Consider the following 24135-nt stretch of genomic DNA (forward strand, 5'->3'; position numbering starts at 1 on the left):
TCCTTACTCTTTCGCGGCTAACGCCAGCATTTGCATCATAAACATCACTGAGGTCGCGCCAGGATCCTGGTGACCAATACTGCGTTCACCGAGATAACTGGCACGACCTTTGCGTGCTTGCATCGTAATTGTGCTTTGTGCAGCGGATTCAGCCACTCCGCTGGCTGCGTCGAGCGCCGCCGGAACAGAGAGATTTTGCTCGCTGGACTGGCGTAACGACTCAACCACTGGTTTCCAGACATCGCACATGGTTTTATCGCCAGGTTCGGCTTTCCCCCGACTGATTACGCCGTCCACACCATCGCGGAACATCTGATAAAGCTCTTCCAGCGTCAGGCTTTGGCGCGCCTGAGTCGCCTGCGCGGCGCGAATAAAGAATGTACCGAATAGCGGACCACTGGCTCCACCGACGCTGGAAAGCAGCGTCATACCGGTATTTTTGAGGATGAAACCAATATCCTTGTCCTCAATGGCGGGGAGTTTTTCCACCACTTTGCTAAATCCGCGATTCATATTTAGCCCGTGGTCAGCGTCGCCAATTTCACGATCCAGTCCGGTAAGATAATCGCTCTCTTTGCTGAAGATTTCCCCACAGCGAGTAAGCCAGTTAACAATTTGAGTTCTGCTCAGTGACATCGTTATCTCCTTATTTTCCCCAGTTCAGCGCCGGGGTGTGGACTGGGGCATCCCATAACGCCAACGTTTCGTCATCAACCTTCAGTAAGGTGATGGAAAAACCGGTCATATCCAGTGAAGTGCAATACGCGCCGATTAAATTACGTTCGATAGTCAGCCCCGCTTGCAGACAACGCGTAGTCAGACGGTTATAGACGCCGTAAAGCTCAGAAAGTGGCGTGGCGCCGAGATTGTTGACCAGCGCAATCACCCGATCGCCAGATTGTAGCGGCTGTTTGGTTTGTATCTCTTCCTGCCAGTTTCCTTGTTGATAATTCCAGAAGCGCAGTGTGCGATGGTATGTGCCATTTTCCAGCAGCGTGTCGAACATTTCATCGACGGTTTGATCAAGAGAAGAGAAGGGGCGACGATCGATACCCGGCTCGCCATGAATACCGACGCCAAACTCCATCTCATTATTTGCCAGCGTAAATGAGGGTTTGCCAGCGGCTGGAACGGTACAGGCACCGAGAGCGATACCAATTGAGTGACCCTGATTATTCAGCTTACGCCCCAGTTCCGCACAGGCGTCCAGTGAGTCGCCACGTTCCGCCGCCGCACCCACAAGTTTTTCTATTAATACCGTGTTGGCAACACCGCGCCGCCCGGCGGTATAAAGACTGTCTTTCACCGCGACGTCGTCATCAATGACCACCGTGGTCACTTTTACGCCACTGTCGTGGAGTAATTCGGTTGCTGTTTCGAAGTTAAGAATATCGCCGGTGTAATTTTTGATGATCAGCAGTACGCCTTCGCCGCCATCAATCTGCATGGCGCATTCAAAGATTTTATCGGGGGTCGGTGAAGTGAAAATTTCGCCCGGACAGGCCCCCGAAAGCATCCCCTGACCGATATAACCGCAGTGCATCGGTTCGTGTCCGCTGCCGCCGCCTGACAGCAGGGCGACTTTTCCGGCAACCGGTGCATCAGCTCGTGTGACGTACAGCGGATCCTGATGCAATGTCAGCGAAGGATGCGCTTTCGCCAGCCCTGCCAGTTGTTCGTTCAGTACGTCTTGCACATCATTGATCAATTTTTTCATTATTTTGCTCCAGCAATTATCGTAGGGCATGGATGATGTTCAACGACACGGCGACCACTGACTGCCGATGAATCCATTGTGCATCAGACTTAGGAAAAGAAAATTCATACAAATTATGTTTCATGGTGAAACATATGTTTTAATAAATGTTCCATAATGGAACATAGGAATGTCCTGATACTTAAAATTGCGAGTCAGAACACCTTTTGCCAGAAGCGAGTGGAATATGAGAGGCGGTTTTCACAACGATGACCAGGCTAACTCTCCCTGGATTGCAGCATCCTGGGAGCGATGCCGCAAACTGATGAAACGGGAGTCGTGGAGCGTACCGCACCAGGCCCAGGGCGTGACATTTGCTACTATCTGTCGGCGTAAAAAGGCGATGCTGACACTTGGTCAGGCGGCGCTGGAAGATGCCCTGGAATATATGGCGCCACGAGCGTGCGTTTTGCTTATTCTCGATGAAACTGCCTGCATCCTTAGCCGTTATGGTGATCCGCAGACTATGGAGCAGCTTAGTGCGTTGGGATTTTATGACGGCACTTATTGCGCCGAAGGAATCATCGGTACTTGTGCGTTATCGTTAGCGGCTATCTCTGGTCAGGCGGTGAAAACGATAGCCGATCAACATTTTAAACAGGCGCTCTGGAAATGGGCATTTTGTGCAACGCCGCTGTTTGACAGCAAGGGGCGATTGACGGGGACGATAGCCCTGGCGTGTCCGGCGGAACAATCGACAGCAGCCGATTTGCCGTTGACGCTGGCAATTGCTCGCGAGGTGGGAAACTTACTGCTAACGGACAGTTTGCTGGCTGAAACTAATCGGCATTTAAATCAGCTTAACGCCCTGTTAGAAAGTATGGACGATGGCGTGATTAGCTGGGATGAGCAGGGTAATCTGCAATTTATCAATGCTCAGGCGGCGCGTGTTTTACGTCTGGATGTGACGGCAAGTCAGGGAAGAGCAATCACGGAACTGTTAACGTTACCCGCCGTGTTGCAACAGGCAATAAAACAGGCACATCCGCTCAAACATGTGGAAGCGACCTTTGAAAGTCAGCACCAGTTTATTGATACGGTCATTACCCTTAAACCGATAATTGAAGCTCAGGGAACCAGCTTTATTCTGCTGCTGCATCCGGTGGAACAGATGCGGCAATTGATGACCAGTCAATTAGGCAAAGTTAGTCATACTTTTGCTCATATGCCACAGGATGATCCGCAAACCCGCCGCTTGATTCATTTTGGTCGTCAGGCGGCGCGCAGCAGTTTTCCGGTGTTACTTTGTGGAGAAGAAGGCGTTGGTAAAGCCCTGTTAAGTCAGGCGATTCATAATGAAAGCGAACGCGCCGCAGGTCCCTATATCGCCGTCAATTGCGAGTTATATGGTGATGCGACGCTGGTGGAAGAATTTATTGGCGGCGATCGCACGGAGAATAAAAATGGCCGTCTGAGTCGTCTGGAACTGGCACACGGCGGCACGCTGTTTCTCGAAAAGATTGAGTATCTGGCGGTGGAGTTACAGTCAGCATTGCTTCAGGTCATCAAGCAGGGCGTTATCACGCGGTTGGATGCGCGGCGTTTAATCCCGATTGATGTCAAAGTGATTGCCACAACGACCGCAGATCTGGCAATGCTGGTGGAACAAAATCGCTTTAGTCGGCAGCTTTATTACGCGCTCCATGCATTTGAAATTACCATCCCGCCTCTGCGTATGCGGCGCGGCAGTATTCCGGCGCTGGTGAATAATAAATTGCGTAATCTCGAAAAACGCTTCTCAACCCGTTTGAAGATTGATGATGATGCGCTTGCTCGTTTGGTCTCCTGCGCATGGCCCGGTAATGATTTTGAACTGTATAGCGTCATTGAGAACCTTGCCCTGAGCAGCGACAACGGGCGTATTCGCGTCAGTAATTTGCCTGAACATCTGTTTACCGAACAGGCGACAGAAGATATCAGCGCCACGCGTCTTTCCACCAGTCTGTCATTTGCGGAAGTCGAAAAAGAAGCGATTATTAACGCCGCCCAGGTGACTGACGGACGTATTCTGGAAATGTCGGCGTTACTTGGAATTGGTCGCACCACGCTGTGGCGAAAAATGAAACAACATGGCATTGATGCGGGGCAGTTTAAGCGCCGGGGATAGCGGGAGTATGCACTCTCCCGCGTATGACTTGCTAATTAATAGCGACCATGACTGCCATGATTTGGCCCACCATTTGAGGGTGGCATTGGCTTACCGGAAGCCGCAGGACCACGCGGGCCATCGCTGTGGCGGTGATGATGGTGAGGAACGCAAGCACTTAACAGGCTCGCAAAGACAATTGCTAACAGGCTGAAGATAAATGTTTTTTTCATGACAAACTCTTGAACGGTTAATGCACTGTGATTGTTATCACATAAAGACCGCATTGTTAATATTGCCAGGAGTCTGATTATGAGTTTTGGTAACTCAGAATTGAAAGAAGCAGCGTAGCAGGCGTAAAAAAGCCATTATGTGCGATTCACATAATGGCTCATTATTAACCGTCAGGGGATTTAAACGTTAAACAGGAAGTTCATCACATCGCCATCTTTAACGATGTAATCTTTACCTTCTGCACGCATTTTTCCTGCTTCTTTCGCGCCTTGTTCACCTTTGTAAGTGATGAAATCTTCAAACGCGATGGTTTGTGCACGGATAAAGCCTTTTTCAAAATCAGTGTGGATTTTGCCAGCAGCCTGCGGCGCGGTTGCACCAACCGGAATGGTCCATGCGCGCACTTCTTTCACCCCAGCGGTGAAGTAAGTTTGCAGGTTCAGCAGTTTATAACCGGCACGGATCACACGGTTCAGACCCGGCTCTTCCAGTCCCAGTTCCTGCATAAATTCGTCACGTTCTTCGTCGTCCAGTTCGGCAATGTCGGCTTCAACAGCAGCACAAACCGGAACGACAACAGAACCTTCTTTCGCCGCGATTTCACGCACCTGGTCCAGATACGGGTTGTTTTCAAAACCATCTTCGTTGACGTTAGCGATGTACATCGTCGGTTTCAACGTCAGGAAGCTCAGGTAACGAATAGCTGCTTTTTCTTCTGCGCTTAAATCCAGCGCGCGCAGCATACCTGCGTTTTCCAGTTGGGGCAGGCATTTTTCCAGTACCGCCAGCTCGGCTTTCGCGTCTTTATCGCCACCTTTGGCTTTTTTCTGTACGCGGTGAATCGCACGTTCACAGGTGTCGAGATCCGCCAGAGCAAGCTCGGTATTGATAACGTCAATATCGTCTGCCGGGTTAACTTTGCCGGAAACGTGAATGATGTTGTCATTTTCAAAGCAGCGAACAACGTGACCGATCGCTTCGGTTTCACGAATGTTGGTCAGGAACTGGTTACCCAGACCTTCGCCTTTCGACGCGCCTTTTACCAGGCCAGCGATATCGACAAACTCCATGGTCGTGGGAAGCGTACGCTGCGGTTTTACGATTTCAGCCAGTTGATCCAGACGCGGATCGGGCATTGGCACAACGCCTGTGTTCGGCTCGATGGTGCAGAATGGAAAGTTGGCCGCTTCAATACCGGCTTTGGTCAGCGCGTTGAACAGGGTAGATTTCCCGACGTTGGGCAAACCGACGATACCGCATTTGAATCCCATGATTTAAATCACCTTAATATCTTAATAATCAACCTGTTATCGTAAACAGATTGTAGAAATGGAAATAACTTTGCCTATTATACACGGCACGCGGCAAAAATGCCGCAGACAACGACTTATTGCGCTTTAAAGGCGTGCAATCGGTTCGTTGCTTTGGTCAAGCCATCTGTAAACCACATTTCAGTACAACGTGCCGCTTCGTCGATGGCTTCATCAATTAACTTCTGTTCACTAACAGGAGGTTTGCCTAACACAAACCCGACAACTTTGTTTTTATCGCCCGGATGACCGATTCCAATGCGTAAACGGTGAAAGTTAGGGTTATTACCCAATTTACTGATAATGTCTTTCAGTCCATTGTGACCACCATGGCCGCCGCCCAACTTAAATTTGGCGACGCCAGGGGGCAGATCCAGTTCGTCGTGGGCGACCAGAATTTCGTCCGGGTTAATGCGGAAAAAACTGGCCATCGCCGCGACGGCTTTGCCGCTGAGATTCATAAATGTGGTCGGGACTAACAGGCGGACATCTTCGCCTCCAAGGGTAACTCGCGAGGTATAACCAAAGAATTTAGCTTCTTCGCGCAAGGGAGCGCGCAAACGCTCCGCCAGTAAGTCAACGAACCAGGCGCCAGCATTGTGTCGCGTTGCGGCGTATTCAGCGCCGGGGTTCGCCAGGCCGACAATCAATTTAATCGTCACGTTTTTTGTCCTGAGTGAGTGCATAACTGGCGCGTAGTTTACTGGTTGTGGCCTCGCTTGACAAAAAACAGCACCTTATACGCAGACAACACAATAATTGCTTCTGCGAACTATTAGAAAGTCAGGGGGTTCAGGCGGTTATTTGTAAAGTTTTGTTGAAATAAGGGTTGTAATTGTGATCACGCCCGCACATAACCTACAGGGTGTTGTCTATACTTTACACATAAGGAAGAGGGGTATTCCCTGTTACAACCCAGAAAGTTCCGGAGGTGACATATGAAACGCAAAAACGCTTCGTTACTCGGTAACGTGCTCATGGGGTTGGGTCTGGTGGTCATGGTGGTCGGCGTGGGGTATTCAATCCTCAACCAGTTACCACAGTTTAATATGCCCCAGTATTTCGCACATGGTGCAGTGCTGAGTATTTTCGTCGGTGCCATTCTCTGGCTGGCGGGTGCCCGTGTTGGCGGGCATGAACAGGTGTGTGACCGTTACTGGTGGGTTCGCCACTATGACAAACGTTGTCGCCGTAACGATAATCGTCGTCATAGCTAACGCATAATGTAGTTTGCTGACCAGTCAGTTTGCGCTGACTGGTCAATTTAATGCCTTTCTTACAGATCAGCCATTGCTGCGCTGCGATTCGGGAAGAACGCCAGGCGTCCAGGGATCGGTTGAATACCAGAACGAGCCATGGTGCGCAGTGGCTGGAATTCCACGTTACACACCCGCAGTTCACACCCTTCAGGCAGGCGCTTCACAAAACGCTGGAACGCATCAAGGCCACCGGCATCAAGCACCGGAACTGCATCCCACTTCAGAATAACAATTCGTTTGCCTTCCAGACGCGATTCAAGATCGGTGAATAAGCCTTCAGCCGCAGCGAAAAACAGCGGACCAATAACTCTCAGAACCAGTACATCGTCAGGAACATCTACCGCCACAGGTGCCAGACGAGTCATACGGGCGATGCGACGCATAAACAGCAGTGATGCCAGTACGATACCCACACTGATGGCAATAACCATATCAAACAGCACGGTCAGCGACATGCAAAGCAGCATGACGATGATGTCATCTTTCGGCGCATGGCGCAGCAAGTCGACCACTTTGTGTGCTTCACTCATGTTCCATGCCACCATCAACAGCAGGGCAGCCATGGCGGAAAGCGGCAGCCAGGAGAGCAGCGGTGCCAGTACCAGCAGGGCGAGAATAACCAGAATCGAGTGAATCACCGCCGAGATGGGCGAGGTTGCACCGGCACGGACGTTAGCGGCAGAACGCGCGATCGCGGCTGTAGCGGTAATACCACCAAAGAATGGGGCAATGATATTCCCCAGACCCTGACCGACCAGCTCGCTGTTCGCTTTGTGTTTAGTCCCGGTCATACCATCCAGTACCACAGCGCAGAGCAGAGATTCGATTGCGCCGAGCATTGCCATTGAGAATGCCGCAGGCAGCAGTGTGCGTATGGAGTCCCAGGTCAGCGTGAATTCTGAATTAGGTAGATCCCACGGCAGTACCAGTTGCGGCAGCAGTTGCGGAATACCATTACCCTGAGATCCATCGGCGAGGACGTAGTGGAATTGCGAGCCGATGGTAGCAACGTGTCCACCGAGCAGGTTAACAATGCCCATCACCGCACAACCAGCCAGCAAGGCCGGAAGATGACCAGGTAAACGAATGCCCAGACGCGGCCAGAAAACCAGAATGCCAAGCGTCACAATGCCAATGGCAGCATCACCCACATTAATGGTGGGCAGCGCCATAAATAATGCGCCGACTTTTTGCAGATAATGTTCCGGGACATGTGCCATTTGCAGACCGAGAAAATCTTTAATCTGCATCGTACCGATGGTGATCCCGATACCCGAAGTGAAGCCTAAGGTAACGGAAACCGGGATATACTCAATCAGGCGCCCGAAGCGCGCCAGCCCCATCAGGATCAAAAAGATCCCCGACAACAACGTCGCAACCAGCAGGCCTGCCAGTCCAAACTGTTGCGAAACAGGATAGAGAATTACCACAAATGCCGCAGTCGGACCGGAAACGCTAAAACGCGACCCACCCGTCAGAGCAATGACAATCCCTGCAACAGCAGCGGTATATAAACCGTACTGCGGAGCTACACCACTACCAATTGCCAACGCCATCGCCAGCGGAATAGCAATAATCCCGACGGTAATCCCGGCAATCAGGTCACGGGTAAACCGTGCGGCAGTGTATTTTTCTTTCCAGCAAGCGTCGATCAGAGCGCGGAAAGGCATCACATGTGAGAAGAATATTTTGTTCACAATAATGTTTCATCCGTGAGCGCATCATCTGTCAACTAAATGGCAGGTGAAGGAGGCATAGGTCATACAAATGGATATTACAGACAAAAAAACCCGCCGCAGCGGGTCTTTGAGCCGGGTTCGATTAATGTTCGAACATAGCAGAGATCGATTCTTCGTTGCTGATACGACGAATCGCTTCGGCCAGCATACCTGACAGGGTCAGAGTACGCACGTTCGGCAGTGATTTGATTTCATCGCTCAGCGGAATGGTATCGCAGACAACGACTTCATCAATTACAGAGTTACGCAGGTTGTTCGCCGCGTTGCCAGAGAAGATCGGGTGAGTCGCGTACGCAAATACACGTTTAGCACCACGTTCTTTCAGAGCTTCAGCAGCTTTACACAGCGTACCGCCAGTGTCGATCATATCATCGACCAGTACGCAGTCACGACCTGCAACGTCACCGATGATATGCATCACCTGGGAAACGTTCGCACGCGGACGACGTTTATCGATGATTGCCATATCGGTATCGTTCAGCAGCTTAGCGATAGCGCGGGCACGCACAACGCCGCCGATGTCCGGGGAAACCACAATCGGGTTATCCAGATTCAGCTGCAGCATGTCTTCCAGCAGGATCGGGCTACCAAATACGTTATCAACCGGAACGTCGAAGAAACCCTGAATCTGTTCAGCGTGCAGATCCACTGTCAGCACACGGTCAACACCGACGCTGGAGAGGAAATCTGCAACCACTTTCGCAGTGATTGGCACACGAGCGGAACGGACGCGACGGTCCTGGCGCGCATAACCAAAGTAGGGGATAACAGCGGTGATACGACCTGCGGAAGCACGACGCAGGGCATCAACCATAACGACTAATTCCATCAGGTTGTCGTTAGTAGGGGCACAAGTGGACTGGATGATGAAAATATCACCACCGCGTACATTTTCATTGATTTGTACGCTGACTTCGCCGTCGCTAAAGCGACCTACAGCGGCGTCGCCGAGTGAAGTGTACAGGCGGTTGGCAATACGTTGTGCTAGTTCCGGGGTGGCGTTACCAGCAAAAAGCTTCATATCAGGCACGAGAAGAACCTCAGGCATGCGTCCATTGGTGGAAAGAATCTGCCGAAAACTGTGCGGGCCAGGCAATATTCTTTCCAGGCGGTGTATTAAAGAGCGCGATGCAACGTCTGGAACAAGGTGACGTTGTCACCGAAACTCAGCTTGCCCGGCTTAAAGCATGGCTCTGTGCAATGGGGAAAGATTAACACCTTTCGCCACAAAGCCATTGAGCCATTCCGGGGCTTGCTCTAGCACCTGGCGGGCTTCAGACTCTGTATCAAATTCAGCAAAGACACAGGCCCCTGTCCCAGTCAGGCGCGACGGGGCGTATTCTAACAGCCAGGAAAGCACCGCATCAACCTCGCGAAAACGTTTTCTTGCGATAACCTCGCAATCATTGCCGAATTCACATTTTAGCAACGTATCAATTGACCTTTTTGGCGTATTGCGCGGGAGTTCGGGATCTTTAAAAATCACCGGTGTCGGAATACTTACACCAGGGTGCGCCACCAGATACCATTTCTCTGGCGGATTCACTGGCGTTAATATTTCACCCACTCCCTCAGCAAAAGCGGCATGACCACGGACAAATACAGGAACATCTGCGCCCAGCGTCAGACCCATTTCCTCTAGCTCATCGATGCTCAGGCCGCATTGCCAGAGATGATTCAGCGCCACCAGAACAGTCGCGGCATTCGATGAACCACCGCCGAGACCGCCGCCCATCGGCAAACGCTTGTCAATGCTGATATCTGCACCGCTTCTCGCCGGAAGACGCCCGCTGTTTGCCGCTGTTTTCATCAACAACCGTGCTGCGCGAACGATCAGATTATCTTCGTGTTCCACGCCTTCAACGGGTGTTAACAGGCGAATATCCCCATCGTCACGAAGTTCAATGCTGATGGTGTCGCCGTAATCAAGAAACTGAAACAGCGTTTGCAGCGTGTGGTAACCGTCCGCACGCTGACCGGTAATGTATAAGAACAGATTAAGTTTTGCCGGAGAGGGCCACTGTGTCCGCATTATTTCACTATCCAGTTATCCATTTTTAACTTGATGCGCTGACCACCGTCGGTGAGTTCCATATTGGCTGGCATCGCAGGTTGCGTTTTGGTGTCATAACCACCGTATACGACTTTCCAGTTTTTGCCGTTCTGGCTGTAGGTGATTTCGCTCAGGCGGTACTGTTCGTCCAGTTTGTAGTCGGTCGCATCACCAGGCAAACCTAAAATCCACTGACGCAAGCTGTTGAGCGGAATCGGCATTCCTGTCAATTTGCCAATCATCTCTTCGGCGTCATCGGCGGTGTAACGCTGACCTTTGTTATCTACCAGCTGCACGTTACCCGGCTGAGCATTCAGCTCCAGTTCGGTGCTTCCCAATGGGTTAGTCAGCAGCAGACGGTAGCGATCCTGGCCAGTTTGCTGCCAGAAGAAGCGGGCATACACTTTCTGCTGGTCGGAAATATACGCAAATGCACCGCGTGTCTGATACTGATTGAGGTTACGAACGTCTTGCTGATGCTGACGCCACTGCGGGGAATCCGGGCTTTTGCCGGGGCCTTTTGGCGTGGTAACGGAACAGGCAGTGAGCACGAGGGCAGCCAGCGGTAGCAGGCGAATAAAGCGAAAATCGGGCAGGGGCATAGTGATGACAAGTCCTTGAGATACGTTGCAGTTATAACCCTTAATGCTAGCGTTACCGTCCGCTATCGTCTATGTTCAAGTTGTCTTAATTGCCAGAATCTAACGGCTTTTGGCAATTACTCCAAAAGGGGGCGCTCTCTTTTATTGATCCCACGCATCCTGTATGATGCGAGCAGACTAACCATATCAACGTTGGTATTATTTCCCGCAGACATGACCCTTTTAGCACTCGGTATTAACCATAAAACGGCACCTGTATCGCTACGAGAACGTGTATCGTTTTCGCCGGACAAGCTCGATCAGGCGCTTGACAGCCTGCTCGCGCAGCCGATGGTGCAGGGCGGCGTGGTGCTGTCGACGTGTAACCGCACGGAACTTTATCTTAGCGTTGAAGAGCAGGATAACCTGCAAGAGGCGCTCATTCGCTGGTTGTGCGATTACCACAATCTCAACGAAGAAGATCTGCGTAATAGCCTCTACTGGCATCAGGATAACGACGCGGTCAGCCATCTGATGCGTGTTGCCAGCGGGCTTGATTCACTCGTCCTTGGTGAGCCGCAAATCCTCGGTCAGGTGAAAAAAGCATTTGCTGATTCGCAAAAAGGCCATATGAAGGCGAGCGAGCTGGAACGCATGTTCCAGAAATCTTTCTCTGTAGCAAAACGCGTCCGCACTGAAACGGATATTGGCGCCAGTGCCGTATCTGTCGCTTTTGCGGCTTGTACGCTGGCGCGGCAGATCTTTGAATCGCTCTCAACGGTAACGGTTTTGCTGGTTGGTGCGGGTGAAACCATCGAGCTGGTGGCGCGTCACCTGCGCGAACACAAAGTTCAGAAGATGATTATCGCCAATCGTACTCGTGAACGTGCCCAAATTCTGGCAGATGAAGTCGGTGCGGAAGTGATTGCATTGAGCGATATCGACGAACGTCTGCGTGAAGCCGATATCATCATTAGTTCCACTGCAAGCCCGTTACCGATCATCGGTAAAGGTATGGTGGAGCGCGCATTAAAAAGCCGTCGCAACCAACCGATGCTGTTGGTGGATATTGCCGTTCCGCGCGATGTTGAGCCGGAAGTCGGCAAACTGGCGAATGCTTATCTTTATAGCGTTGACGATCTGCAAAGCATTATTTCGCATAACCTGGCGCAGCGTAAAGCTGCAGCAGTTGAGGCGGAAACTATCGTCGCTCAGGAAACCAGCGAGTTTATGTCCTGGTTACGCGCACAAAGCGCCAGCGAAACCATTCGCGAGTATCGCAGTCAGGCAGAGCAGGTTCGCGATGAGTTAACCGCCAAAGCGTTAGCAGCCCTTGAGCAGGGCGGAGACGCGCAAGCCATTATGCAGGATCTGGCATGGAAACTGACTAACCGCCTGATCCATGCGCCAACGAAATCACTTCAACAGGCCGCCCGTGACGGGGATAACGAACGCCTGAATATTCTGCGCGACAGCCTCGGGCTGGAGTAGCAGTACATCATTTTCTTTTTTACAGGGTGCATTTACGCCTATGAAGCCTTCTATCGTTGCCAAACTGGAAGCCCTGCATGAACGCCATGAAGAAGTTCAGGCGCTGCTGGGTGATGCGCAAACCATCGCTGACCAGGAACGTTTTCGCGCATTATCTCGTGAATATGCGCAGTTAAGTGATGTTTCGCGCTGTTTCACCGACTGGCAACAGGTTCAGGAAGATATCGAAACCGCACAGATGATGCTCGACGATCCTGAAATGCGTGAAATGGCGCAGGATGAACTGCGCGAAGCTAAAGAAAAAAGCGAGCAACTGGAACAACAACTTCAGGTTCTCTTGCTGCCAAAAGATCCTGATGACGAACGCAACGCCTTCCTCGAAGTGCGTGCCGGAACCGGTGGTGATGAAGCCGCATTATTTGCCGGCGATCTGTTCCGTATGTACAGCCGTTACGCAGAAGCCCGTCGCTGGCGCGTGGAAATCATGAGCGCCAGCGAGGGCGAGCATGGTGGCTATAAAGAAATCATCGCCAAAATCAGCGGTGACGGCGTGTATGGGCGCCTGAAATTTGAATCCGGCGGTCATCGCGTACAGCGTGTTCCGGCCACTGAATCTCAGGGGCGTATTCATACTTCTGCTTGTACCGTTGCTGTAATGCCAGAACTGCCTGACGCGGAACTGCCGGATATCAACCCGGCAGATTTGCGCATTGATACTTTCCGCTCTTCAGGGGCAGGCGGGCAGCACGTTAACACCACCGATTCGGCAATCCGTATTACTCACTTACCAACCGGTATTGTTGTTGAATGTCAGGATGAACGTTCACAACATAAAAACAAAGCTAAAGCTCTTTCTGTACTTGGTGCTCGCATCCACGCAGCAGAAATGGCAAAACGCCAGCAGGCGGAGGCGTCTACCCGTCGTAACCTGCTGGGCAGTGGCGATCGCAGCGACCGTAACCGTACCTACAATTTCCCGCAGGGGCGCGTCACCGACCACCGTATCAACCTGACGCTCTACCGTCTGGATGAAGTGATGGAAGGGAAGCTGGATATGCTGATTGAGCCAATTGTCCAGGAACATCAGGCTGACCAACTGGCGGCGTTGTCCGAGCAAGAATAATGGAATATCAACACTGGTTGCGTGACGCAATAACCCAACTTCAGGCGAGCGAAAGTCCGCGTCGCGATGCTGAAATCTTGCTGGAGCATGTTACCGGCAAGGGGCGTACCTTCATTCTCGCTTTTGGCGAAACACTGCTGACGGATGCGCAGTGTGAGCAACTTGACGCACTGCTGGCGCGTCGTCGTGCGGGTGAACCTATTGCTCATTTAACCGGTGTGCGTGAATTCTGGTCGTTGCCGTTATTTGTTTCGCCAGCGACCTTAATTCCCCGTCCTGACACCGAATGTCTGGTGGAACAGGCTCTGGCGCGGTTGCCTGAACAGTCTTGTCGTATTCTCGATCTCGGTACGGGCACCGGGGCAATTGCGCTGGCGCTGGCCAGCGAGCGCCCAGATTGTGAGGTAACCGCTGTTGACCGAATGCCGGATGCCGTTGCCCTTGCGAAGCGTAATGCGCAGCATCTGGCGATTAAAAACATCCATATCCTGCAAAGCGACTGGTTTAGTGCGCTTGGCGAGCAGCAGTTTGCGATGATTGTCAGCAATCCGCCATATATCGACGAGCAGGATCCCCATCTTCAACAAGGCGATGTCCGCTTTGAGCCGCTGTCGGCGTTGGTTGCGGCAGACAGCGGTATGGCGGATATTGTTCACATCATCGAAAAGTCTCGTAACGCACTGATATCCGGAGGATATCTGCTTCTTGAGCATGGCTGGCAGCAGGGCGAAGTGGTTCGACAGGCATTTATGCAGGCGGGTTATCGTGATGTCGAAACCTGCCGGGATTACGGTGATAACGAGCGCGTGACGCTTGGTCGCTATTATCGATGACAAGTTTTACTACGCTGCTTAGCGTTCATCTCATTAGCATCGCGCTTTCTGTTGGGCTATTAACCTTACGTTTCTGGCTACGTTATCATGAGCATCCTCAGGCATTTGCTCGCTGGACGCGCATTACGCCGCCGGTTATCGACACGGTGTTATTGTTAAGCGGCGTTGCGCTAATGGCTAAAGCGCACATCCTGCCATTTTCCGGGCAGGCACAATGGCTGACTGAAAAGCTGTTTGGAGTTATCATTTATATCGTTTTGGGTTTTATTGCTCTCGATTATCGTCGGGTGCACAGTCAGCAGGTGCGCATTATTGCCTTCCCGCTGGCGCTGGTGGTGCTGTACATCATCATTAAACTCGCCACCACAAAAGTACCGTTACTGGGGTAAGTCATGAGATCGTTAGCTGATTTCGAATTTAATAAAGCGCCGCTGTGCGAAGGCATGATCCTGGCTTGCGAAGCAATCCGCCGCGATTTTCCCTCGCAAGATGTATACGACGAACTGGAGCGTCTCGTTAATCTGGCGAAGGAAGAAATTAGCCAGCTTCTGCCTTTAGAAGAGCAGCTGGAAAAATTGATCGCGTTGTTTTACGGCGAATGGGGATTTAAAGCCTCACGCGGTGTTTATCGTCTTTCCGATGCATTATGGTTGGATCAGGTGTTAAAAAATCGGCAGGGCAGTGCGGTATCATTAGGCGCCGTTTTGGTGTGGGTCGCTAATCGTCTCGATTTGCCGCTGATGCCGGTGATATTCCCGACGCAGCTTATATTGCGCATTGAATGTCCGGATGGCGAAATTTGGTTGATTAACCCTTTTAATGGTGAATCGTTAAGCGAACATATGCTGGATGTATGGTTAAAGGGAAATATCAGCCCGTCAGCGGAACTGTTTTATGAAGACCTGGATGAAGCCGATAACATTGAGGTTATCCGCAAACTATTGGATACGCTGAAAGCGTCGCTGATGGAAGAAAATCAGATGGAACTGGCATTACGCACCAGCGAGGCCTTATTACAGTTCAACCCGGAAGATCCGTATGAAATTCGCGATCGTGGGTTGATTTACGCGCAACTGGATTGCGAACACGTTGCGTTAAATGATTTAAGTTATTTCGTTGAACAGTGTCCGGAAGACCCGATCAGCGAAATGATCCGTGCGCAAATTAATAACATCGCGCATAAACATATTGTGCTGCATTAATTAATCGACATTTTACTTAAGATTAAGGCGATCCTATGAAACAAAAAGTGGTTAGCATTGGCGACATCAACGTAGCAAATGACCTGCCGTTTGTGCTGTTTGGCGGTATGAACGTGCTGGAATCTCGCGATCTGGCGATGCGCATTTGCGAACACTACGTAACCGTGACCCAGAAACTGGGTATCCCTTACGTGTTCAAAGCCTCTTTTGACAAAGCCAACCGCTCCTCCATCCACTCTTATCGTGGACCAGGCCTGGAAGAAGGGATGAAAATCTTCCAGGAATTGAAGCAAACTTTTGGCGTGAAAATTATTACTGACGTTCACGAGCCAAGCCAGGCACAGCCAGTTGCTGATGTTGTGGACGTGATTCAGTTACCGGCGTTTCTTGCTCGCCAGACTGACCTGGTGGAAGCCATGGCGAAAACCGGTGCGGTAATTAACGTCAAGAAACCACAGTTTGTCAGCCCGGGCCAGATGGGTAACATCGTTGATAAATTCAAAGAAGGCGGCAACGATAAAGTGATTCTTTGCGATCGCGGCGCTAACTTTGGCTATGACAACCTGGTTGTTGATATGCTGGGCTTCAGCATAATGAAGAAAGTGTCTGGCAACTCGCCGGTGATTTTCGACGTGACCCACGCACTGCAATGCCGCGATCCGTTTGGCGCAGCTTCCGGCGGTCGTCGTGCTCAGGTGGCTGAGCTGGCACGAGCCGGTATGGCGGTAGGTCTGGCGGGGCTGTTTATTGAAGCACATCCGGACCCGGAACACGCAAAATGCGATGGCCCATCTGCGCTGCCGCTGGCTAAACTGGAACCGTTCCTCAAGCAGATGAAAGCGATTGATGATCTGGTGAAAGGTTTCGAAGAACTGGATACCAGCAAGTAATTTTTTGCTTGAAAACAAAAGCCTTATCGTTCTGCGGTAAGGCTTTTTTCATGGTTGACGGAGACAAAAAAGGCCGCAGGCTGTTACCCCTGCGGCCGGTTTCGGGCGCATATTGCCATCACGGCAGCCTGACGCCCGTTTTCACCTTACTTCCGGTTACGCCACCAGCCGACAATCGCTGCGGTAATAATTCCCGCCAGGATCGGCGCTGCCAGGTCGTGCCAGAAAATCACGGCAAACTGTGCGAGCGTCATATAACCGCCTTGTTGTAATGACAACATTTTGCGGCTATTCTTGAATTGTTGATGGTTCAAGATTAGCCCCCGTTCTGTTGTCAGGTTTTACCTCTCAACGTGCGGGGGTTTTCTCTTTCCAGCAACCAATGCCGCCAGGGATAAAGCCCCCACAACATTGCGCCTCACCGGATAACGCCGGCTTGGTGTGGATACTACGTCTCAAGTCTTCTTTACTTCACCACTGAAACGTTCGTAATGAAGAGTTCATTCCAGCTTTTCATCAACTGTTGCAGTGCTTTCTTGCATGTTGTGGTACAGGCTCGCAATCATGTCTGACGAATTGTTCAGAATAACTGAAGAAAGGAACCGGGCAGGTATTTTTATTATCTCCCCCAGCTTCCGTCGCCAGGGGAGATATTAATGTCAGGCAAATATTGTCATCAAATAGGCGGCAAAGAGTGCCAGATGTGCAGCGCCGTTGAGCACGTTAGTACGTCCGGTGGAGAAGGAGATATGGCACAGCACCAAAGAGGCTACCATCACCACCATTTCTGGCGCACCAAGCGCAAACTGCAATTCATTGCCTGTCATAAAGGCGATCAGCGTGACGACAGGTACGGTAAGCGAAATTGTCGCTAAAACCGAACCAAAGAACAGATTCATCGCGCGCTGGACCTGGTTGTTTAATACCGCTTTTAACGCCCCTAAACCTTCCGGCGAAAGAATCAATAGCGCCACCAGGAAACCGGTAAAGGCCACCGGGGCATTCATGCTGGTGAGCAGTGTTTCCAGCGGACTTGCGTTCATTTTGGTAACCGCTATCACTGCAATTAAATGGATAATCAACCAGACGGCATGCCACAGGCTGCTATGGGCAGAGGGTTTGCCATGGTGCGGATCGTCATCATCACTGTCATCTTCATGTTCATAGACAAACAGACTTTGATGCGTTTTGGTCTGAATTAGCAAAAATACGCCGTACATTGCTGCGGAAATTAATGCCACCAGCAACGCCTGACCGGTTGAAAAATTCGCCGCAGGCAGGGCCATCGGGAATACCAGCACAATAATTGCCAATGGAAACAGGGCGATTAAATACTGTTTAATACCAAACAGATTCATATATTGGGTGGCAAATTTGCGCCCGCCCAACAGTAATGAAAAACCAACCAGTCCACCAGTAACAATCATAATGATTGAATAGAGCGTATCTCGCATTAACGTTGGCGCCGCATCGCCGGTCGCCATTAAGGCTGATATCAGGCTGACCTCAAGAATAACCACGGAAAGGCTAAGAATAAGAGAACCATAAGGTTCCCCCAGTCGATGGGCTAATACGTCCGCATGACGGACAACACTAAAGGCGCTGCTTAAAATACCAATAAGCGCAAGAAGATTGATGCCTATGACCACTGGTAGTGTTTGACTGCTTCCCCAAAGGAACAGCACTACCAGCGCCAGAACCGGGAAAATAAGCGAGGTCTCCTTGTGGCGGGTTTTTACCGCCTCGTGAGCATTTGTCATTATGGTTATCCTTTGCAGATGAATTTGTCGAAAATGTAATAAATAGGCAGAAAAAATAACAGAAAGTGTCTGGATATCGGTAACATTTTACGAAATTTTACCCCGCTGTCGCTTTTTTACTCTTTGGGGTATAAAAATAATCAACGTGTTTAGACAACGTTTGTATTAGCACCTCTTAAGAAGAGTCTGACGTGAAAAGTCTTATATGCTGGCAAGCGTGGATATTGTTGACCACACTTAAAGTTCACCTTTAAAAAAGGAGTCAACAATGCCGTATAAAATAAAAAGCGATCTGCCGGAAAATGTAAAACACGTTCTACCGTCCCATGCCCAGGATATCTATAAAGAGGCATTCAACAGCGCCTGGGATCAATATAAAGATAAAGAAGATCGGCGTGATGATGCCAGTCGGGAGGAGACAGCGCATAAAGTGGCCTGGGCAGCAGTGAAACATGAATATGCCAAAGGGAGTGATGATAAATGGCATAAAAAGTTATAACTCCCGGTGATGAGTTAAAGCTATTCGTGCGGCGTCGCCTTGCAAGTGGTCTGCAGATTGCATATTGTCCCGGTAATGGTTCCAAAATGAGCAGTAAAAATGTCCGGAAGACACCAAAAAGTTGTCGCAGGGAAGTATGCAGTGGCGGAGGTATAAGGTGATAACGCGGGATTTCTTGATGAATGCCGATTGTAAAACGGCATTTGGCACTATTGAAGAATCACTCTTATGGTCGGCAGAACAGCGGGCAGCCTCGCTGGCAGCTACGCTGGCTTGTCGTCCTGATGAGGGGGCGGTGTGGATCTTCGGTTATGGATCGTTGATGTGGAATCCGGCGCTGGAGTTTATCGAGTCCTGTACCGGTACGCTGGTTGGCTGGCACCGGGCGTTCTGTCTGCGCCTGACCGCCGGAAGGGGGACTGCACACCAGCCGGGAAGGATGCTTGCCCTGAAAGAGGGCGGTCGCACCACGGGAGTGGCGTATCGCTTGCCGGAAGAGACGCTGGAGCAGGAACTGACCCTGCTGTGGAAACGGGAGATGATTACCGGCTGCTATCTGCCAACCTGGTGCCAGCTTGATCTTGATGACGGGCGCACAGTCAACGCGCTGGTGTTTATTATGGATCCGCGCCATCCTGAATATGAGTCCGATACCCGAGCTCAGGTGATTGCTCCGTTGATTGCTGCGGCGAGTGGTCCACTTGGAACCAATGCACAGTATTTATTTTCTCTGGAACAAGAGCTCAACAAACTGGGGATGCAGGATGACGGGCTGAATGATTTACTGGTGTCGGTGAAAAAACTGCTGGCGGAGAATTTCCCGGATGGTGTCTTACGGCCCGGTTTTGCCTGATGAAACAGTCATCACAGCGGGGCGTTTCTGTAACCTTGAGCGCCCCATACTGCAATTAAAACGTGAGCACTTTATCGGCAACCAGCGTCCATTGCGCCAGCTCGACCAGTGTGCCAATTTCAACTCCATCAATCAGCGGAAGTGGGCTGATACCGCGACCATCGGTGCAGGTTTTGCACAATTTCACAGGCACATTTTGCGCAGTGAGGATCTCAAGCATTTGCTGAATATTGTAGCCTTCCCCCGGTTTTTGTCCGCGTAATCCGGCAGTTACCGCATCAGACATCAGGAACAGACGTAGATCCAGGTTGCTCTCCTGCTCCCGTAGCGCAATGGCCAGCCGCAGGCTGTTAAATAAGGATTCGCTTCCGTAGGGCGCGCCATTGGCAACGATCACGATTTTTTGCATTACTCACTCCTGTATTCAGATAATTAGATTTCCGACTTCTATCTTACTGCTTTTACGCTGTCTGACCAATTTGCCACATTTTTAGGATTTTCCATAAAGCATGAGAAAGTACGAGAAAAGTTACCAGTAATCGTTATTCTATAAAGTAATGGGTGTTCATTTTTACCGGAAATTACTGACGTTTTGAGCCGTATCGTCTCTCGTGTTACCTCACTTTATTTACTCTTGCTGCTGGCAGGCGGTATAGCCAGCGCACAGCCATCCGTTGAGCAGCAATCGGCAAATCCTTTTGATAACGATAAGGATGGTCTGCCGGACTTAGGAATGGCACCGGAAAATCATGACGGTGAAAAACACTTCGCCGAAATCGTGAAAGATTTTGGTGAAACCAGTATGACTGATAACGGTCAGGATACAGGTGAGCAGGCAAAAGCCTTTGCGCTGGGAAAAGTTCGTGATGCGCTCAGTCAGCAGGTTAATCAGCATGTGGAATCGTGGCTTTCGCCGTGGGGGAACGCCAGTGTTGACGTCAAAGTGGATAACGAAGGGCATTTCACCGGCAGCCGGGGGAGCTGGTTTGTACCGTTGCAGGATAACGAGCGTTATCTCACATGGAGCCAACTTGGACTCACCCAGCAGGACGATGGCCTCGTAAGTAACCTTGGCGTTGGTCAACGCTGGAGGCATGGCACATGGTTGATGGGATACAACACGTTTTATGACAACTTGTTAGATGAAAATCTTCAGCGGGCAGGGGTTGGCGCTGAAGCATGGGGAGAATATCTGCGTCTGTCGGCAAATTATTATCAGCCTTTTGCCTCATGGCATGAACAGACTGCCTCGCTCGAGCAGCGTATGGCGCGTGGTTATGATTTGACTGCCCGGATGCGAATGCCGTTTTACCAGCATCTCAACACCAGCGTCAGTCTCGAACAATATTTTGGTCAGCGTGTCGATCTGTTTAATTCTGGTACGGGCTATCATAATCCTGTCGCCATGAGTCTGGGGCTTAATTACACCCCTGTACCACTCGTTACTATGACCGCCCAGCATAAACAAGGCGAAAGTGGAGAAAGCCAAAATAATCTCGGGCTGAATATTAACTACCGCTTTGGGGTGCCACTAAACAAACAACTTTCTGCTGGCGAAGTTGCTGAGAGTCAGTCGTTGCGCGGCAGTCGCTATGACAATCCGCAGCGGAATAATCTGCCGGTCATTGAGTATCATCAGCGTAAAACCTTAACGGTATTTCTGGCGACGCCCCCCTGGGATCTTAAACCTGGTGAAACGGTACCGCTGAAATTACAAATCCACAGTCGTTACGGTATTCGACAATTGATCTGGCAGGGAGATACGCAGATGTTAAGTCTGACATCGGGAGCAACTGCCAACAGTGCGGATGGCTGGACGCTGATCGTGCCGGACTGGCAAAGTGGAGAAGAGGCGACCAATCGATGGCGCTTGTCGGTGGTGGTGGAAGATAATCAGGGACAGCGTGTCTCCTCCAATGAGATCACGCTAACGCTTGCCGAACCTTTCGATGCAATGGCAAAGGACGAACTGCGCTGGGAACCATAATCAGAAAATACGTTCCTGATGCACCCATACTGCGGCTTCCACACGAGATTTTAGCTTCATTTTTTTCAGCATGTGCTTCACGTGCACTTTGACCGTGCTTTCAGTGATGTCCAGGCGGCGGGCGATCATCTTATTCGGTAAGCCCTGAGCAATCAGTTTCAGAATATCGCGCTCGCGCGGCGTTAACTGGTTGACGTCGCGTTCAGTCGTGGCGCGGTTAGCACGCAGGCTGGCGGCCAGAACAGGGGTTAAAGCCTCGCTTAGTACCATTTCGCCAGCTGCAGCCTGGTGCAATGCTTTCAGCAGATCTTCCGGCTCCATATCTTTTAACAGATAGCCATCTGCGCCGCGTTTCAGCGCGGTGACGACGTCCTCTTCATGGTTCGAGACGCTGAATACCACAATGCGCCCTGAGAGGGACTTTTCGCGCAGTTTATCCAACGTTTCCAGACCGTTCATACCGGGCATATTCAGATCAAGCAGAATCAGATCAGGATCGAGAGATTCCGCAAGTAAAATACCCTGCTCGCCATTGCTCGCTTCGCCAACCACAGTGATATCGGGGGCCATGCTGATAAGCTGTTTTACGCCAGTTCGCAGCATCGGGTGATCGTCGATCAGCAGGATAGTAGCCGGTTCCTGATTACTCATGGGTATCTCCTTGGACGTCTGTGAAAGTTTTTTCGGGAATAAAAGTGACTACCACTTCGGTGCCACCTGATTCACGACGGCGGACGCGGCAGTCGCCACGCAGACTTTGCGCACGGTCACGCATAATTATCATGCCGTAGTGATTGCTGCGGATGGCATTTTCAGGCACCCCGCAGCCGTTATCCTGGACGGTCAGTTTGACCTGATTATCGTTTTGCGCCACCGTTACAACGACCTCGCTCGCTTGCGAATGTTTGAGGGCGTTACTTAATGCCTCACGGGCAATTTGCAATAGATGGATTGCCTGATGCGAGGGCACCAGACGCGGTGGCAACTGGTAATCCAGCTTCACCGGGAAGCCAAATTTGGCGCTGTACTCTTCACAACTCGCCTCCAGTGCCGGGCGTAATCCCGGTTCGGTGAGCTGCAAACGGAATGTGGTGAGCAACTCACGCAACTGCGCCCATGACGCATTCAGTTCGTTACGGATCTGGCTTAACAGTTCGCGGCTGCTTTCTGGCAGTGCGTCGCCTTGCATCTGTAAACAACTCACCTGCATCTTCATACAAGAGAGAGATTGGGCAATAGAATCATGTAGTTCGCGCGCAATGGTGGCACGCTCTTCCATCACGATCAACTGCTGCTGGCGTTCCTGATGGCGATCCAGCGCCAGAGTGGCGGTTAATTGCTCAACCAGTGTATCCACCAGTTGCTGTTGATCATGGCTCAGATGGCGGCCCTGAGGCAGGGTCGCCAGCAAAATACCGTACTGCATATGAGAATCCGCCAGTCGCCATTTCAGGGTCGTGCCGCGATCGCCGACGGGTAATACCCCGCGCGGGCAGAGTTGGCAGCCTTTGTCGTCGCAGGTCATATCCGGCTGGCAGGTGAACTCCTGATGATTCTCTTCATCTTCAGTGTCATATACCCGTAGTTCGATATCACGCAGCAGGGTTAAATTTTGCAAGCCGTTGAGTACAGGTGACAGGCGTTCACACAGCGGGGCGCGAGAATGCAAACGACGATTAGCCTGCCACAAAAACGAGAGTATTTGATTTTTATGCTCCAGCCCGGCGGTTTTCTCCTGTACCCGATGCTCAAGTACGGCATAACTCTCCGCCAGTTCCGCAGACATATTGTTCAGTGCCGTTCCGAGCATCGCCATTTCGTTGCGCCCGCTGATATTCGCTCGCTGGGTAAAATCGCGATGGCTGACGGCACTCGCCATCGCCAGCAATTGCCGCCATGGCTGTAGCAGCCGTGCCCGCAGCCATATGATGGTAAATACCAGTAGAAGTGCCATAAACACAGCCATCACCCGATGGACCAGTACGACCGTCTCAATACGCATTTCCGTGGTGCGGTCAAAACCAGATACCAACTGATCAAGCCCGGCAACAAACTGGCTGACGTCAGCCGACACCGTTTCGCGGCTTTGTGCGTGTAGCAGCGCAGGAATCAGCTCATGGCGCCAGTAATCCTGCAAACCCTGCAATTGCGCCAGTTGCCCGTCTCGTTCTGCTGCTCGAGTTAATTCGGTGCTAAATGCCGTTTGTTCCATCTCCTTGATTAAGGGCTTGTCTTTCTCGCTTAATGGCACTGCCGCCAGTAGCCGATAAGTTTGCATACGCAGCGATCCCGCTTTGTTAATAGCATGGGCGCTGCCCTGAACGCCTTGTACCAGCCAGCCAGAAACCGCCATCCCCGCCAGTCCAATAGCGGTAGAAAGCAAAACAATAAGCGCAACCTGATTAACCAGGGTGAGCGGAGAGAGACAACGTTTAAGCATGTAAACCTCTTCCTTCAGGCTTTGAATGAGCAATAACCT

General features: G+C 51.1%; 25 protein-coding genes. 11 read left to right on the forward strand and 14 right to left on the reverse strand.

All coding sequences use genetic code 11. The features are described from left to right. Positions 1 to 3: 3 nt before the first annotated feature. Entirely contained in the window at positions 4 to 636 is a 633-nt protein-coding gene (gene dhaL, locus HEM79_RS08145; protein ID WP_000059414.1) for a dihydroxyacetone kinase subunit DhaL, read from the reverse strand. Positions 637 to 646: 10 nt separating this feature from the next. After that, complete coding sequence (dhaK, locus tag HEM79_RS08150) at positions 647 to 1717, reverse strand: dihydroxyacetone kinase subunit DhaK (RefSeq protein WP_176240982.1); 1071 nt, start codon at positions 1715 to 1717, stop codon at positions 647 to 649. Between the two features lie 226 nt (positions 1718 to 1943). Between dhaK and dhaR the strand changes: the two genes are divergently transcribed. Then, a complete protein-coding gene (gene dhaR / locus HEM79_RS08155) occupies positions 1944 to 3863 on the forward strand; it encodes a dihydroxyacetone kinase operon transcriptional regulator DhaR (protein WP_176240983.1) in 1920 nt (639 codons plus the stop codon). A 35-nt stretch (positions 3864 to 3898) separates the two neighbouring features. Here dhaR and HEM79_RS08160 read toward each other — a convergent pair whose 3' ends face one another. The 3 genes from HEM79_RS08160 to pth form a co-directional block, all read right to left on the reverse strand. Then, a complete protein-coding gene (locus HEM79_RS08160) occupies positions 3899 to 4075 on the reverse strand; it encodes a hypothetical protein (RefSeq protein ID WP_176240984.1) in 177 nt (58 codons plus the stop codon). Between the two features lie 180 nt (positions 4076 to 4255). After that, positions 4256 to 5347 carry a redox-regulated ATPase YchF gene (gene ychF / locus HEM79_RS08165; protein WP_000505860.1) on the reverse strand — a complete coding sequence of 364 codons (1092 nt, stop codon included), beginning with the start codon at positions 5345 to 5347 and terminating at the stop codon, positions 4256 to 4258. Between the two features lie 116 nt (positions 5348 to 5463). Then, positions 5464 to 6048, reverse strand: coding sequence for an aminoacyl-tRNA hydrolase (gene pth / locus HEM79_RS08170; RefSeq protein WP_000152933.1), 585 nt, complete (start codon positions 6046 to 6048; stop codon positions 5464 to 5466). 276 nt (positions 6049 to 6324) lie between these two features. Here pth and ychH point away from each other — a divergent pair, with 276 nt between their 5' ends. Further along, positions 6325 to 6603, forward strand: a complete 279-nt coding sequence (gene ychH, locus HEM79_RS08175) for a stress-induced protein YchH (protein ID WP_000823884.1) — start codon at positions 6325 to 6327, stop codon at positions 6601 to 6603. Positions 6604 to 6662: 59 nt separating this feature from the next. Here ychH and dauA read toward each other — a convergent pair whose 3' ends face one another. The 4 genes from dauA to lolB form a co-directional block, all read right to left on the reverse strand. Continuing rightward, positions 6663 to 8342: a C4-dicarboxylic acid transporter DauA gene (gene dauA / locus HEM79_RS08180; protein WP_176240985.1), complete on the reverse strand. Its 1680-nt coding sequence runs from the start codon at positions 8340 to 8342 to the stop codon at positions 6663 to 6665. Between the two features lie 124 nt (positions 8343 to 8466). Further along, the gene (prs, locus tag HEM79_RS08185; RefSeq protein ID WP_001298109.1) at positions 8467 to 9414 is read right to left on the reverse strand and encodes a ribose-phosphate diphosphokinase; all 948 of its coding nucleotides are present in this window, start codon (positions 9412 to 9414) and stop codon (positions 8467 to 8469) included. 150 nt (positions 9415 to 9564) lie between these two features. Then, positions 9565 to 10416 (reverse strand): 4-(cytidine 5'-diphospho)-2-C-methyl-D-erythritol kinase, encoded by an 852-nt coding sequence (ispE, locus tag HEM79_RS08190; protein WP_176240986.1) that lies wholly within the window; start codon positions 10414 to 10416, stop codon positions 9565 to 9567. Then, positions 10416 to 11039 (reverse strand): lipoprotein insertase outer membrane protein LolB, encoded by a 624-nt coding sequence (lolB, locus tag HEM79_RS08195; RefSeq protein WP_176240987.1) that lies wholly within the window; start codon positions 11037 to 11039, stop codon positions 10416 to 10418. The genes ispE and lolB overlap by 1 nt, the downstream gene beginning before the upstream one ends. Before the next feature lie 213 nt (positions 11040 to 11252). Here lolB and hemA point away from each other — a divergent pair, with 213 nt between their 5' ends. The 6 genes from hemA to kdsA are packed head-to-tail and all read left to right on the forward strand — an operon-like array spanning position 11253 to position 16557. Continuing rightward, positions 11253 to 12509, forward strand: a complete 1257-nt coding sequence (hemA, locus tag HEM79_RS08200) for a glutamyl-tRNA reductase (protein WP_010354707.1) — start codon at positions 11253 to 11255, stop codon at positions 12507 to 12509. A 40-nt stretch (positions 12510 to 12549) separates the two neighbouring features. After that, positions 12550 to 13632: a peptide chain release factor 1 gene (gene prfA / locus HEM79_RS08205; RefSeq protein ID WP_000804729.1), complete on the forward strand. Its 1083-nt coding sequence runs from the start codon at positions 12550 to 12552 to the stop codon at positions 13630 to 13632. Beyond that, positions 13632 to 14465, forward strand: coding sequence for a peptide chain release factor N(5)-glutamine methyltransferase (gene prmC, locus HEM79_RS08210; protein ID WP_176240988.1), 834 nt, complete (start codon positions 13632 to 13634; stop codon positions 14463 to 14465). Before prfA ends, prmC begins: the two co-directional genes overlap by 1 nt. Then, positions 14462 to 14854, forward strand: coding sequence for an invasion regulator SirB2 (gene sirB2, locus HEM79_RS08215; RefSeq protein ID WP_176240989.1), 393 nt, complete (start codon positions 14462 to 14464; stop codon positions 14852 to 14854). Before prmC ends, sirB2 begins: the two co-directional genes overlap by 4 nt. Positions 14855 to 14857: 3 nt before the next feature. Beyond that, positions 14858 to 15667: an invasion regulator SirB1 gene (gene sirB1 / locus HEM79_RS08220; protein WP_001257033.1), complete on the forward strand. Its 810-nt coding sequence runs from the start codon at positions 14858 to 14860 to the stop codon at positions 15665 to 15667. A gap of 35 nt (positions 15668 to 15702) precedes the next feature. Further along, entirely contained in the window at positions 15703 to 16557 is an 855-nt protein-coding gene (kdsA, locus tag HEM79_RS08225; RefSeq protein ID WP_000811058.1) for a 3-deoxy-8-phosphooctulonate synthase, read from the forward strand. 146 nt (positions 16558 to 16703) lie between these two features. On the opposite strand, the gene HEM79_RS08230 is transcribed toward kdsA, so the two are convergent. Both HEM79_RS08230 and chaA read right to left on the reverse strand, forming a co-directional pair. Continuing rightward, entirely contained in the window at positions 16704 to 16811 is a 108-nt protein-coding gene (locus HEM79_RS08230) for a type I toxin-antitoxin system toxin Ldr family protein (protein WP_001441942.1), read from the reverse strand. A 405-nt stretch (positions 16812 to 17216) separates the two neighbouring features. Next, positions 17217 to 18317 carry a sodium-potassium/proton antiporter ChaA gene (chaA, locus tag HEM79_RS08235; RefSeq protein ID WP_000180147.1) on the reverse strand — a complete coding sequence of 367 codons (1101 nt, stop codon included), beginning with the start codon at positions 18315 to 18317 and terminating at the stop codon, positions 17217 to 17219. A gap of 268 nt (positions 18318 to 18585) precedes the next feature. Here chaA and chaB point away from each other — a divergent pair, with 268 nt between their 5' ends. Continuing rightward, positions 18586 to 18816, forward strand: a complete 231-nt coding sequence (chaB, locus tag HEM79_RS08240) for a putative cation transport regulator ChaB (protein WP_176240990.1) — start codon at positions 18586 to 18588, stop codon at positions 18814 to 18816. A 157-nt stretch (positions 18817 to 18973) separates the two neighbouring features. Beyond that, positions 18974 to 19669 carry a glutathione-specific gamma-glutamylcyclotransferase gene (gene chaC / locus HEM79_RS08245; protein ID WP_010351803.1) on the forward strand — a complete coding sequence of 232 codons (696 nt, stop codon included), beginning with the start codon at positions 18974 to 18976 and terminating at the stop codon, positions 19667 to 19669. 55 nt (positions 19670 to 19724) lie between these two features. On the opposite strand, the gene ychN is transcribed toward chaC, so the two are convergent. Continuing rightward, positions 19725 to 20078, reverse strand: a complete 354-nt coding sequence (gene ychN, locus HEM79_RS08250) for a DsrE/F sulfur relay family protein YchN (RefSeq protein WP_001169665.1) — start codon at positions 20076 to 20078, stop codon at positions 19725 to 19727. A gap of 183 nt (positions 20079 to 20261) precedes the next feature. Here ychN and HEM79_RS08255 point away from each other — a divergent pair, with 183 nt between their 5' ends. After that, positions 20262 to 21656, forward strand: coding sequence for a YchO/YchP family invasin (locus tag HEM79_RS08255; protein WP_176240991.1), 1395 nt, complete (start codon positions 20262 to 20264; stop codon positions 21654 to 21656). On the opposite strand, the gene narL is transcribed toward HEM79_RS08255, so the two are convergent. Then, a complete protein-coding gene (gene narL / locus HEM79_RS08260; protein ID WP_000070495.1) occupies positions 21657 to 22307 on the reverse strand; it encodes a two-component system response regulator NarL in 651 nt (216 codons plus the stop codon). It lies immediately after the preceding gene. After that, a complete protein-coding gene (narX, locus tag HEM79_RS08265; RefSeq protein ID WP_000918093.1) occupies positions 22300 to 24096 on the reverse strand; it encodes a nitrate/nitrite two-component system sensor histidine kinase NarX in 1797 nt (598 codons plus the stop codon). The genes narL and narX overlap by 8 nt, the downstream gene beginning before the upstream one ends. Positions 24097 to 24135: the final 39 nt, after the last annotated feature.

The sequence above is a fragment of the Escherichia sp. 93.0816 genome (assembly GCF_013368855.2).
Lineage (GTDB): Bacteria > Pseudomonadota > Gammaproteobacteria > Enterobacterales > Enterobacteriaceae > Escherichia > Escherichia ruysiae.

What these genes read in the sequence shown, in the direction of transcription:
- hemA (WP_010354707.1), top strand. Translation starts at nt 11,253, where the DNA reads ATGACCCTTTTAGCACTCGGTATTAACCATAAAACGGCACCTGTATCG.
- HEM79_RS08160 (WP_176240984.1), bottom strand. Translation starts at nt 4,075, where the DNA reads ATGAAAAAAACATTTATCTTCAGCCTGTTAGCAATTGTCTTTGCGAGC.
- prfA (WP_000804729.1), top strand. Translation starts at nt 12,550, where the DNA reads ATGAAGCCTTCTATCGTTGCCAAACTGGAAGCCCTGCATGAACGCCAT.
- ychF (WP_000505860.1), bottom strand. Translation starts at nt 5,347, where the DNA reads ATGGGATTCAAATGCGGTATCGTCGGTTTGCCCAACGTCGGGAAATCT.
- dhaK (WP_176240982.1), bottom strand. Translation starts at nt 1,717, where the DNA reads ATGAAAAAATTGATCAATGATGTGCAAGACGTACTGAACGAACAACTG.
- ychN (WP_001169665.1), bottom strand. Translation starts at nt 20,078, where the DNA reads ATGCAAAAAATCGTGATCGTTGCCAATGGCGCGCCCTACGGAAGCGAA.
- HEM79_RS08230 (WP_001441942.1), bottom strand. Translation starts at nt 16,811, where the DNA reads ATGACGCTCGCACAGTTTGCCGTGATTTTCTGGCACGACCTGGCAGCG.
- chaB (WP_176240990.1), top strand. Translation starts at nt 18,586, where the DNA reads ATGCCGTATAAAATAAAAAGCGATCTGCCGGAAAATGTAAAACACGTT.
- kdsA (WP_000811058.1), top strand. Translation starts at nt 15,703, where the DNA reads ATGAAACAAAAAGTGGTTAGCATTGGCGACATCAACGTAGCAAATGAC.
- ychH (WP_000823884.1), top strand. Translation starts at nt 6,325, where the DNA reads ATGAAACGCAAAAACGCTTCGTTACTCGGTAACGTGCTCATGGGGTTG.
- sirB1 (WP_001257033.1), top strand. Translation starts at nt 14,858, where the DNA reads ATGAGATCGTTAGCTGATTTCGAATTTAATAAAGCGCCGCTGTGCGAA.
- narL (WP_000070495.1), bottom strand. Translation starts at nt 22,307, where the DNA reads ATGAGTAATCAGGAACCGGCTACTATCCTGCTGATCGACGATCACCCG.
- dhaL (WP_000059414.1), bottom strand. Translation starts at nt 636, where the DNA reads ATGTCACTGAGCAGAACTCAAATTGTTAACTGGCTTACTCGCTGTGGG.
- dhaR (WP_176240983.1), top strand. Translation starts at nt 1,944, where the DNA reads ATGAGAGGCGGTTTTCACAACGATGACCAGGCTAACTCTCCCTGGATT.
- chaA (WP_000180147.1), bottom strand. Translation starts at nt 18,317, where the DNA reads ATGACAAATGCTCACGAGGCGGTAAAAACCCGCCACAAGGAGACCTCG.
- ispE (WP_176240986.1), bottom strand. Translation starts at nt 10,416, where the DNA reads ATGCGGACACAGTGGCCCTCTCCGGCAAAACTTAATCTGTTCTTATAC.
- sirB2 (WP_176240989.1), top strand. Translation starts at nt 14,462, where the DNA reads ATGACAAGTTTTACTACGCTGCTTAGCGTTCATCTCATTAGCATCGCG.
- prmC (WP_176240988.1), top strand. Translation starts at nt 13,632, where the DNA reads ATGGAATATCAACACTGGTTGCGTGACGCAATAACCCAACTTCAGGCG.
- narX (WP_000918093.1), bottom strand. Translation starts at nt 24,096, where the DNA reads ATGCTTAAACGTTGTCTCTCTCCGCTCACCCTGGTTAATCAGGTTGCG.
- lolB (WP_176240987.1), bottom strand. Translation starts at nt 11,039, where the DNA reads ATGCCCCTGCCCGATTTTCGCTTTATTCGCCTGCTACCGCTGGCTGCC.